Annotated in this window: 11 protein-coding genes and 1 other annotated feature; of the genes, 9 read left to right on the forward strand and 2 right to left on the reverse strand. The window is 51.8% G+C overall.

The annotated features are described in order from the left end of the window. The first annotated feature begins 141 nt into the window (after positions 1-141). The 9 genes from hisL (at position 142) to hisIE (ending at position 7,371) form a co-directional block, all read left to right on the forward strand. On the forward strand, positions 142-192 hold the full coding sequence (gene hisL / locus E0D98_RS18210; RefSeq protein ID WP_001364200.1) for a his operon leader peptide: 51 nt from the start codon (positions 142-144) through the stop codon (positions 190-192). Beyond that, positions 168-291 (forward strand) — a sequence feature (His leader region). It overlaps the preceding gene by 25 nt. Before the next feature lie 46 nt (positions 292-337). Further along, complete coding sequence (gene hisG / locus E0D98_RS18215; RefSeq protein ID WP_000131782.1) at positions 338-1,237, forward strand: ATP phosphoribosyltransferase; 900 nt, start codon at positions 338-340, stop codon at positions 1,235-1,237. A 5-nt stretch (positions 1,238-1,242) separates the two neighbouring features. Beyond that, entirely contained in the window at positions 1,243-2,547 is a 1,305-nt protein-coding gene (hisD, locus tag E0D98_RS18220) for a histidinol dehydrogenase (protein ID WP_001593467.1), read from the forward strand. After that, positions 2,544-3,614 (forward strand): histidinol-phosphate transaminase, encoded by a 1,071-nt coding sequence (gene hisC / locus E0D98_RS18225; protein WP_000108967.1) that lies wholly within the window; start codon positions 2,544-2,546, stop codon positions 3,612-3,614. Before hisD ends, hisC begins: the two co-directional genes overlap by 4 nt. Beyond that, positions 3,614-4,681, forward strand: a complete 1,068-nt coding sequence (gene hisB, locus E0D98_RS18230; protein ID WP_000080085.1) for a bifunctional histidinol-phosphatase/imidazoleglycerol-phosphate dehydratase HisB — start codon at positions 3,614-3,616, stop codon at positions 4,679-4,681. Before hisC ends, hisB begins: the two co-directional genes overlap by 1 nt. After that, the gene (gene hisH, locus E0D98_RS18235; protein ID WP_001103560.1) at positions 4,681-5,271 is read left to right on the forward strand and encodes an imidazole glycerol phosphate synthase subunit HisH; all 591 of its coding nucleotides are present in this window, start codon (positions 4,681-4,683) and stop codon (positions 5,269-5,271) included. Before hisB ends, hisH begins: the two co-directional genes overlap by 1 nt. After that, positions 5,271-6,008 carry a 1-(5-phosphoribosyl)-5-[(5-phosphoribosylamino)methylideneamino]imidazole-4-carboxamide isomerase gene (hisA, locus tag E0D98_RS18240; protein ID WP_000586428.1) on the forward strand — a complete coding sequence of 246 codons (738 nt, stop codon included), beginning with the start codon at positions 5,271-5,273 and terminating at the stop codon, positions 6,006-6,008. Before hisH ends, hisA begins: the two co-directional genes overlap by 1 nt. After that, a complete protein-coding gene (gene hisF, locus E0D98_RS18245) occupies positions 5,990-6,766 on the forward strand; it encodes an imidazole glycerol phosphate synthase subunit HisF (protein ID WP_000880191.1) in 777 nt (258 codons plus the stop codon). Before hisA ends, hisF begins: the two co-directional genes overlap by 19 nt. Next, positions 6,760-7,371, forward strand: a complete 612-nt coding sequence (hisIE, locus tag E0D98_RS18250; protein WP_000954897.1) for a bifunctional phosphoribosyl-AMP cyclohydrolase/phosphoribosyl-ATP diphosphatase HisIE — start codon at positions 6,760-6,762, stop codon at positions 7,369-7,371. Before hisF ends, hisIE begins: the two co-directional genes overlap by 7 nt. Before the next feature lie 96 nt (positions 7,372-7,467). Here the strand turns inward: hisIE and wzzB are convergent, their stop codons facing one another. After that, a complete protein-coding gene (gene wzzB / locus E0D98_RS18260) occupies positions 7,468-8,445 on the reverse strand; it encodes an LPS O-antigen chain length determinant protein WzzB (protein ID WP_001406002.1) in 978 nt (325 codons plus the stop codon). A 145-nt stretch (positions 8,446-8,590) separates the two neighbouring features. Continuing rightward, a complete protein-coding gene (gene ugd / locus E0D98_RS18265) occupies positions 8,591-9,757 on the reverse strand; it encodes a UDP-glucose 6-dehydrogenase (RefSeq protein WP_000704853.1) in 1,167 nt (388 codons plus the stop codon). Positions 9,758-9,824 lie beyond the last annotated feature (67 nt).

A 9,824-nucleotide genomic window follows, 5' to 3' on the forward strand; every position in this document is an offset into this window, starting at 1 on the left:
GTCCTCTTAGCCCCCTCCTTTCCCCGCTCATTCATTAAACAAATCCATTGCCATAAAATATATAAAAAAGCCCTTGCTTTCTAACGTGAAAGTGGTTTAGGTTAAAAGACATCAGTTGAATAAACATTCACAGAGACTTTTATGACACGCGTTCAATTTAAACACCACCATCATCACCATCATCCTGACTAGTCTTTCAGGCGATGTGTGCTGGAAGACATTCAGATCTTCCAGTGGTGCATGAACGCATGAGAAAGCCCCCGGAAGATCACCTTCCGGGGGCTTTTTTATTGCGCGGTTGATAACGGTTCAGACAGGTTTAAAGAGGAATAAGAAAATGACAGACAACACTCGTTTACGCATAGCTATGCAGAAATCCGGCCGTTTAAGTGATGACTCACGCGAATTACTGGCGCGCTGTGGTATTAAAATCAATCTTCACACCCAGCGCCTGATCGCGATGGCAGAAAACATGCCGATTGATATTCTACGCGTACGTGACGACGACATTCCCGGTCTGGTAATGGATGGCGTAGTAGACCTTGGGATTATCGGCGAAAACGTGCTGGAAGAAGAGCTGCTTAACCGCCGCGCCCAGGGTGAGGATCCACGCTACTTTACCCTGCGTCGTCTGGATTTCGGCGGTTGTCGCCTTTCGCTGGCAACGCCGGTTGATGAAGCCTGGGACGGCCCGCTCTCCTTAAACGGTAAACGTATCGCCACCTCTTATCCTCACCTGCTCAAGCGATATCTCGACCAGAAAGGCATCTCTTTTAAATCCTGCTTACTGAACGGTTCTGTTGAAGTCGCCCCGCGCGCCGGACTGGCGGATGCGATTTGCGATCTGGTTTCCACCGGTGCCACGCTGGAAGCAAACGGCCTGCGCGAAGTCGAAGTTATCTACCGCTCGAAAGCCTGCCTGATCCAGCGCGATGGCGAAATGGAAGAATCCAAACAGCAACTGATCGACAAACTGCTGACCCGTATTCAGGGTGTGATCCAGGCGCGCGAATCAAAATACATCATGATGCACGCACCGACCGAACGTCTGGATGAAGTCATCGCCCTGCTGCCAGGTGCCGAACGCCCAACTATTCTACCGCTGGCGGGTGATCAACAGCGCGTAGCGATGCACATGGTCAGTAGCGAAACCCTGTTCTGGGAAACCATGGAAAAACTGAAAGCGCTGGGTGCCAGTTCAATCCTGGTCCTGCCGATTGAGAAGATGATGGAGTGATCGCCATGAGCTTTAACACAATCATTGACTGGAATAGCTGTACTGCGGAGCAACAACGCCAGCTGTTAATGCGCCCGGCGATCTCCGCTTCTGAAAGCATTACCCTCACTGTTAACGATATTCTCGATAACGTGAAAGCACGCGGTGATGACGCCCTGCGGGAATACAGCGCGAAGTTTGATAAAACCACGGTTAACGCGCTGAAGGTGTCTGCTGAGGAGATTGCCGCCGCTAGCGAACGCCTGAGCGACGAGCTAAAACAGGCGATGGCGGTGGCAGTAAAAAATATTGAAACCTTCCACACTGCGCAAAAACTGCCGCCGGTAGATGTAGAAACGCAGCCAGGCGTGCGTTGCCAGCAGGTCACGCGCCCGGTCGCTTCAGTTGGGTTGTATATTCCTGGCGGCTCCGCCCCGCTCTTCTCAACGGTATTAATGCTGGCGACTCCGGCGCGTATTGCGGGCTGTAAAAAAGTGGTGCTGTGCTCACCGCCGCCGATTGCCGATGAGATCCTTTATGCGGCGCAGCTGTGCGGTGTGAAGGACGTGTTTAACGTCGGCGGCGCACAGGCCATTGCCGCGCTGGCGTTTGGTACGGAATCTGTGCCGAAAGTGGACAAAATCTTCGGGCCGGGTAACGCCTTTGTCACCGAAGCGAAACGTCAGGTGAGCCAGCGTCTGGACGGTGCGGCTATCGATATGCCCGCAGGCCCGTCGGAAGTGTTGGTCATTGCCGACAGCGGCGCAACGCCGGATTTCGTGGCTTCTGATTTGCTTTCTCAGGCTGAACACGGCCCGGACTCACAGGTGATTTTACTGACGCCTGACGCTGATATGGCGCATCAAGTTGCCGAAGCCGTCGAACGCCAGTTAGCAGAACTGCCGCGTGCCGAAACCGCCCGCCAGGCACTGAACGCCAGCCGCCTGATCGTGACTAAAGATTTAGCGCAGTGCGTAGAGATCTCCAACCAGTACGGCCCGGAGCACCTGATCATCCAGACCCGCAACGCCCGCGATCTGGTCGATGGCATCACCAGCGCCGGTTCGGTATTTCTTGGTGACTGGTCACCGGAATCGGCAGGTGATTACGCCTCCGGCACCAACCACGTTCTGCCGACTTACGGTTACACCGCCACCTGTTCCAGCCTCGGGCTGGCAGATTTCCAGAAGCGTATGACCGTGCAGGAACTGTCGAAAGAAGGTTTCTCCGCGCTGGCTTCGACCATTGAAACACTGGCCGCCGCCGAGCGCCTGACCGCCCATAAAAATGCCGTTACTTTGCGTGTTAACGCCCTTAAGGAGCAAGCATGAGCACCGTGACTATTACCGATTTAGCGCGTGAAAACGTCCGCAACCTAACGCCGTATCAGTCGGCGCGTCGTCTGGGCGGTAATGGCGACGTCTGGCTGAACGCCAACGAATACCCCACTGCCGTGGAGTTTCAGCTTACTCAGCAAACGCTCAACCGCTACCCGGAATGTCAGCCGAAAGCGGTGATTGAAAATTACGCGCAATATGCAGGCGTAAAACCGGAACAGGTGCTGGTCAGTCGTGGCGCGGACGAAGGTATTGAACTGCTGATTCGCGCTTTTTGCGAACCGGGTAAAGACGCCATCCTCTACTGCCCGCCAACGTACGGCATGTACAGCGTCAGCGCCGAAACCATTGGCGTCGAGTGCCGCACAGTGCCGACGCTGGAAAACTGGCAACTGGACTTACAGGGCATTTCCGACAAGCTGGACGGCGTAAAAGTGGTCTATGTTTGCAGCCCCAACAACCCGACCGGGCAACTGATCAACCCGCAGGATTTTCGCACTCTGCTGGAGTTAACCCGCGGTAAAGCGATTGTGGTTGCCGATGAAGCCTATATAGAGTTTTGTCCACAGGCATCGCTGGCTGGCTGGCTGGCGGAATATCCGCACCTGGCTATTTTACGCACACTGTCGAAAGCTTTTGCTCTGGCGGGGCTGCGTTGCGGATTTACGCTGGCAAACGAAGAAGTCATCAACCTGCTGATGAAAGTGATCGCCCCCTACCCGCTCTCGACGCCGGTTGCCGACATTGCGGCCCAGGCGTTAAGCCCGCAGGGGATCGTCGCCATGCGTGAGCGGGTGGCGCAAATTATTGCAGAACGCGAATACCTGATTGCCGCACTGAAAGAGATCCCCTGCGTGGAGCAGGTTTTCGACTCTGAAACCAACTACATTCTGGCGCGCTTTAAAGCCTCCAGTGCAGTGTTTAAATCTTTGTGGGATCAGGGCATTATCTTACGTGATCAGAATAAACAACCCTCTTTAAGCGGCTGCCTGCGAATTACCGTCGGAACCCGTGAAGAAAGTCAGCGCGTCATTGACGCCTTACGTGCGGAGCAAGTTTGATGAGTCAGAAGTATCTTTTTATCGATCGCGATGGAACCCTGATTAGCGAACCGCCGAGTGATTTTCAGGTGGACCGTTTTGACAAACTCGCCTTTGAACCAGGCGTGATCCCGGAGCTGCTAAAGCTGCAAAAAGCGGGCTACAAGCTGGTGATGATCACTAATCAGGATGGTCTGGGAACACAAAGTTTCCCGCAGGCGGATTTCGATGGCCCGCACAACCTGATGATGCAGATCTTCACCTCGCAAGGCGTACAGTTTGATGAAGTGCTGATTTGTCCGCACCTGCCCGCCGATGAGTGCGACTGCCGTAAGCCGAAAGTAAAACTGGTGGAGCGTTATCTGGCTGAGCAAGCGATGGATCGCGCCAACAGTTATGTGATTGGCGATCGCGCGACCGACATTCAACTGGCGGAAAACATGGGCATTAATGGTTTACGCTACGACCGCGAAATCCTGAACTGGCCGATGATTGGCGAGCAACTCACTAAACGAGACCGTTACGCCCATGTAGTGCGCAACACCAAAGAGACGCAAATTGACGTCCAGGTGTGGCTGGATCGCGAAGGTGGCAGCAAGATTAACACCGGTGTTGGCTTCTTTGATCACATGCTGGATCAGATCGCCACACACGGCGGTTTCCGCATGGAAATCAACGTCAAAGGCGACCTCTATATCGACGATCACCACACCGTCGAAGATACCGGCCTGGCGCTGGGCGAAGCGCTAAAAATCGCCCTCGGAGACAAACGCGGTATTTGCCGCTTTGGTTTTGTGCTACCGATGGACGAATGCCTTGCCCGCTGCGCGCTGGATATCTCTGGTCGCCCGCACCTGGAATATAAAGCCGAGTTTACCTACCAGCGCGTGGGCGATCTCAGCACCGAAATGATCGAGCACTTCTTCCGTTCGCTCTCATACACCATGGGCGTGACGCTACACCTGAAAACCAAAGGTAAAAACGATCACCACCGTGTAGAGAGCCTGTTCAAAGCCTTTGGTCGCACCCTGCGCCAGGCCATCCGCGTGGAAGGCGACACCCTGCCCTCGTCGAAAGGAGTGCTGTAATGAACGTGGTGATCCTTGATACCGGCTGCGCCAATCTGAACTCGGTGAAGTCAGCCATTGCGCGCCACGGTTATGAACCAAAAGTCAGCCGTGACCCGGACGTCGTGTTGCTGGCCGATAAACTGTTTTTACCCGGCGTTGGCACCGCACAAGCAGCGATGGATCAGGTGCGTGAGCGCGAGCTGTTTGATCTCATCAAAGCCTGTACCCAACCGGTGCTGGGCATCTGCTTAGGGATGCAACTGCTGGGGCGGCGCAGCGAAGAGAGCAACGGCGTCGATTTGCTGGGCATCATCGACGAAGACGTGCCGAAAATGACCGACTTTGGTCTGCCCCTGCCGCATATGGGCTGGAACCGCGTTTACCCGCAGGCAGGCAACCGCCTGTTTCAGGGGATTGAAGACGGCGCGTACTTTTACTTTGTTCACAGTTACGCAATGCCAGTCAATCCGTGGACCATCGCACAGTGTAATTACGGCGAACCGTTTACCGCAGCGGTACAAAAAGATAACTTCTACGGCGTGCAGTTCCACCCGGAGCGTTCTGGTGCCGCTGGCGCTAAGTTGCTGAAAAACTTCCTGGAGATGTGATGATTATTCCGGCATTAGATTTAATCGACGGCACCGTGGTGCGTCTCCATCAGGGCGATTACGGCAAACAACGTGATTACGGTAACGACCCGCTGCCGCGCTTACAGGATTACGCCGCACAAGGTGCCGAAGTGTTGCATCTGGTGGATCTGACCGGGGCAAAAGATCCGGCTAAACGTCAAATCCCGCTGATTAAAACCCTGGTGGCGGGAGTTAACGTTCCGGTGCAGGTTGGCGGCGGCGTGCGTAGCGAAGATGACGTGGCGGCGTTACTGGAAGCGGGCGTTGCGCGTGTGGTGGTCGGTTCCACCGCGGTGAAATCACCAGAAATGGTGAAAGGCTGGTTTGAACGTTTTGGTGCCGATGCCTTAGTGCTGGCGCTGGATGTCCGTATTGACGAGCAAGGCAACAAGCAGGTGGCAGTCAGCGGCTGGCAAGAGAACTCGGGCGTTTCACTGGAACAACTGGTGGAAACCTATTTGCCCGTCGGCCTGAAACATGTGCTGTGTACCGATATCTCGCGCGACGGCACGCTGGCAGGCTCTAACGTCTCTTTATATGAAGAAGTGTGCGCCAGATACCCGCAGGTGGCATTTCAGTCATCCGGCGGCATTGGCGACATTAACGATGTTGCTGCCCTGCGTGGCACTGGCGTGCGCGGCGTAATAGTTGGTCGTGCATTACTGGAAGGTAAATTCACCGTGAAGGAGGCCATAGCATGCTGGCAAAACGCATAATTCCGTGTCTCGACGTTCGTGATGGTCAGGTGGTGAAAGGCGTACAGTTTCGCAACCATGAAATCATTGGCGATATCGTACCGCTGGCAAAACGCTACGCCGAAGAAGGTGCAGACGAACTGGTGTTCTACGATATCACCGCTTCCAGCGATGGCCGTGTGGTAGATAAAAGCTGGGTATCGCGCGTGGCGGAAGTGATCGACATTCCGTTCTGCGTGGCGGGCGGGATTAAGTCTCTGGAAGATGCCGCGAAAATTCTTTCCTTTGGCGCGGATAAAATTTCCATAAACTCGCCTGCGCTGGCGGATCCGACGTTAATTACTCGCCTGGCGGATCGCTTTGGCGTGCAGTGTATTGTGGTCGGTATTGATACCTGGTACGACGGCGAAACCGGTAAATATCATGTGAATCAATATACCGGCGATGAAAGCCGCACCCGCGTCACTCAATGGGAAACGCTCGACTGGATACAGGAAGTGCAAAAACGCGGTGCCGGAGAAATCGTCCTCAATATGATGAATCAGGACGGCGTGCGTAACGGTTACGATCTCGAACAACTGAAAAAAGTGCGTGAAGTTTGCCACGTCCCGCTGATTGCCTCCGGTGGCGCGGGCACCATGGAACACTTCCTCGAAGCCTTCCGCGATGCCGACGTTGACGGCGCGCTGGCAGCTTCCGTATTCCACAAACAAATAATTAATATTGGTGAATTAAAAGCGTACCTGGCAACACAGGGCGTGGAGATCAGGATATGTTAACTGAACAACAACGTCGAGAACTGGACTGGGAAAAAACCGACGGACTTATGCCGGTGATTGTGCAACACGCGGTATCCGGCGAAGTGTTAATGCTGGGCTATATGAACCCGGAAGCCTTAGACAAAACCATCGAAAGCGGCAAAGTCACCTTCTTCTCGCGCACTAAACAGCGACTGTGGACCAAAGGCGAAACATCGGGCAATTTTCTCAATGTGGTGAGTATTGCCCCGGACTGCGACAACGACACTTTATTAGTGCTGGCGAATCCCATCGGCCCAACCTGCCACAAAGGCACCAGCAGCTGCTTCGGCAACACCGCTCACCAGTGGTTGTTCCTGTATCAACTGGAACAACTGCTCGCCGAACGTAAATCTGCCGACCCGGAAACCTCCTACACCGCCAAACTGTATGCCAGCGGCACCAAACGCATTGCGCAGAAAGTGGGCGAAGAAGGCGTGGAAACCGCACTGGCAGCAACGGTACATGACCGCTTTGAGCTGACCAACGAGGCATCTGACTTGATGTATCACCTGCTGGTATTGTTGCAGGATCAGGATCTGGATTTAACAACGGTGATTGAGAACCTGCGTAAACGGCATCAGTGAGTTGCGGGGTAAGCGGATGCGATATTGTTGTCGCATCCGGCAAAAAAAACGGGCAAGGTGTCACCACCCTGCCCTTTTTCTTTAAAACCGAAAAGATTACTTCGCGTTGTAATTACGCAGAGCGTTACGCCCCAGCACAATCCCCGCGCCAACCATGCCGCCCAGCAGCACCGCCAGAATCAAGGTGATTGCCTTTTTCGGACTATCGCGACGAATAGGTAACGTCGGTTTCATCACATAACGGTAAGCATGAATATCAAGATCATCAACTTTTAAGCTTTCAATATCCAGCAGGTTTTGACGAGTCTGATAGTAGTTTGGCGAGAACACCAACGGACGGGTCGCCTCATGCTTAATCATCGACTCCAGCGCTTCGCTCCCCAAAAGGAACAACGTATCTTGCGTCACATCTTCAGTCTGCTGAACCTGTGGCTTTGTCACCTGCGCCTGATTCGCATACTGCAACGCTTCCTGAATCTGACGGATACGCAGATCTTTCTGCTCCTGCGCAACCACTTCCTGGGTTCTTAAAGAATCCTGCAATTTTTTCCGTCCCAGAGCAATGTTGTCTTTGAGATCCTTTTCTAGCTCTTGATTCACTTTATCATCAACTTGCTGAATGTATTGGGCCAACTTCATTTGTGCGCCCTCTGCTGTTTGCCCAACATAAGAAACAGTCAATGGTAATTGCTGGTTCTTAACAGAAGGTTCGATGGTAAGTTTCTCTGGCTCTTCCTGATTATCCAGCGTTTCTGCTAATGCAGAGAAGGCAGAACTGAAGCGACCAATTAACGTCTCCTGCAAATCCGATACTTTCGGTGCAGTCTGACCATAGATAACATTCATGGCATTGTTATAGCCAGCAATTTGCCCCACGTCGGGCTGAGTGATAATTGCTGTTGACGTCCATTTCTCCTTCGCTACTGCCAAATATCCAATAGCCAGGGCAATAGCCACAATGACGGAAATGATGATTGTCATCTTGCCACGCCACAACTGCACTAGTAAATCAATCAAATCAATCTGTTCCGGGTCATGGTTTTGCCCAGAAACATTATTATTTTCTACTCTCATCATTACCCTAACTGACGGAAATTTCCAAGTCCGCATAGTTTAGCGATAATCCCCGTGAATGCTATAGGATAAGTGATAAAAATAATGAATTATTGCGGAGGTAACAAAAGACAATCAGGGCGTAAATAGCCCTGATAACAAGATGTTAGTCGCTGCCAAAGAGATCGCGGGTGTAGACCTTATCTGCCACATCCCTAAGCTCTTCTGCCATACGGTTGGAAATAATGACGTCGGCTTGTTGTTTGAAGGCGGCGAGATCACGTTCCAGGCGAGAGTTGAAGAATGAGTCTTCTTTCATCACTGGCTCGTAGATGATCACTTCAACACCTTTCGCCTTGATACGTTTCATAATCCCCTGAATAGAAGACGCACGGAAGTTATCTGAACCACTCTTCATAATCAGACGATAAATACCGACCACTTGCGGCTTGCGTGACAAAATGGCATCGGCAATAAAATCTTTACGCGTGCGGTTAGCATCGACAATTGCCGAGATCAGGTTATTCGGAACAGACTGATAGTTCGCCAGTAACTGCTTGGTATCTTTCGGCAAACAATAACCACCATAACCAAATGACGGGTTGTTGTAATGGTTGCCAATACGCGGATCGAGACAAACGCCTTCGATAATCTGGCGAGTATTCAGACCTAAACTTTCTGCGTAGCTATCCAGTTCGTTAAAGTATGCCACGCGCATCGCCAGGTAGGTGTTTGCAAAAAGTTTAATCGCTTCTGCTTCGGTCGAATCGGTGAACAGGGTCGGGATATTTTGCTTAATCGCGCCTTCCTGTAACAACGCCGCAAAACGTTCTGCGCGTTCTGAACGCTCACCGATGACAATACGTGACGGATGGAGATTATCGTAAAGGGCTTTACCTTCACGGAGGAATTCGGGGGAGAAAATAATATTTTCAGTACGATATTTCTTATGCATCGCTGCGGTAAAACCAACGGGAACCGTTGATTTTATGACCATAATTGCATAAGGATTTATCGCTACTACGTCTTTAATTACTGATTCTACACTGAATGTATTGAAATAATTAGTTTTAGGATCATAGTCGGTTGGAGTGGCGATGATGACATAATCAGCATCCCGGTAGGCTTCATTTTTATCTAATGTGGCATTAAAGTGTATTTTATCTGATTGCAAAAACTGCTGAATTTCCTTATCAACAATAGGAGATATCCGATCATTCAGCATAGCAACGCGTGACGGTAAAATATCTAATGCCACAACCTCATGATTTTGTGCGATTAGAAGCCCGTTTGACAAACCTACATAGCCAGTACCGGAAATGGTGATTTTCATTTCATGCTCTCAGAATTAACTTAACTGTGAATCATGATGTTTTTAGCATCCTGATAAGAGCTAAAAG

This window comes from Escherichia sp. KCJ4928 (assembly GCF_004352695.1).
GTDB lineage: Bacteria > Pseudomonadota > Gammaproteobacteria > Enterobacterales > Enterobacteriaceae > ECMA0423.

Coding starts and splice junctions, on each gene's coding strand:
- hisA (WP_000586428.1), top strand. CDS start 5,271: ATGATTATTCCGGCATTAGATTTAATCGACGGCACCGTGGTGCGTCTC.
- hisC (WP_000108967.1), top strand. CDS start 2,544: ATGAGCACCGTGACTATTACCGATTTAGCGCGTGAAAACGTCCGCAAC.
- wzzB (WP_001406002.1), bottom strand. CDS start 8,445: ATGAGAGTAGAAAATAATAATGTTTCTGGGCAAAACCATGACCCGGAA.
- hisG (WP_000131782.1), top strand. CDS start 338: ATGACAGACAACACTCGTTTACGCATAGCTATGCAGAAATCCGGCCGT.
- hisIE (WP_000954897.1), top strand. CDS start 6,760: ATGTTAACTGAACAACAACGTCGAGAACTGGACTGGGAAAAAACCGAC.
- hisH (WP_001103560.1), top strand. CDS start 4,681: ATGAACGTGGTGATCCTTGATACCGGCTGCGCCAATCTGAACTCGGTG.
- hisD (WP_001593467.1), top strand. CDS start 1,243: ATGAGCTTTAACACAATCATTGACTGGAATAGCTGTACTGCGGAGCAA.
- hisB (WP_000080085.1), top strand. CDS start 3,614: ATGAGTCAGAAGTATCTTTTTATCGATCGCGATGGAACCCTGATTAGC.
- ugd (WP_000704853.1), bottom strand. CDS start 9,757: ATGAAAATCACCATTTCCGGTACTGGCTATGTAGGTTTGTCAAACGGG.
- hisF (WP_000880191.1), top strand. CDS start 5,990: ATGCTGGCAAAACGCATAATTCCGTGTCTCGACGTTCGTGATGGTCAG.